Source organism: Pseudomonas sp. 43(2021), assembly GCF_017490805.1.
Taxonomy (GTDB): domain Bacteria; phylum Pseudomonadota; class Gammaproteobacteria; order Pseudomonadales; family Pseudomonadaceae; genus Aquipseudomonas.
The window spans coordinates 1-642 of the sequence record NZ_JAFGYJ010000139.1; the positions used below are offsets into that span (position 1 = coordinate 1).

At 62.6% G+C, this 642-nt stretch carries 1 protein-coding gene; it reads left to right on the top strand.

All coding sequences use genetic code 11. The features are described from left to right. Positions 1-642, top strand: a 642-nt coding sequence (gene tssI / locus J5M71_RS26385) for a type VI secretion system tip protein TssI/VgrG (RefSeq protein ID WP_207838405.1), incomplete at both ends; no start/stop codon positions are given.

A 642-nucleotide genomic window follows, 5' to 3' on the forward strand; every position in this document is an offset into this window, starting at 1 on the left:
CAGTACGACGAAACCGATTTGCACTTCGTCCAGCGCCTGTGCGAAGAGGAAGGCATTCACTACCACTTCCAGCACAGCGAAAAAGCCCACCTGCTGGTGTTCGGCGACGACCAGACCGTGTTCCCCGACCTCGGCCAGCCAACCGCGTACGTGCAGGGCAGCGGCATGGTCGCCGAAGAACCGGTGATCAAAGCCTTCAAACTGCGTCTGGAAACCCGCACCACGCGCACCACTCGCCGCGACTACGATTTCGAAAAACCGCGCCTGCGAATGGAAGCGGCGTACAAACCCGACGGCGACAGCACCGAGCCGGATCTGGAAGATTACGACTACCCGGGCCGCTTCATCGACCGCGCGCGCGGCAAGTTCCTCAGCCAGCGCGCCCTCGAACGCCACCGCGCCGACTACCGCCAGGCCGAAGGTCGCGGCGACCAGACCAGACTGGTCAGCGGCCACTTCATGGAAATGTCCGACCACCCGCGCAGCGAGTGGAACGACCTGTGGCTGCTCACGCAAATCTTCCACGAAGGCAAACAGCCGCAAGTCCTCGAAGAAGGCGTGACCAGCGACACCACCGACAACAAAGACGACTTCCACCAAGGCTACCGCAACACCTTCCTCGCCACCCCGTGGGACGTGTTC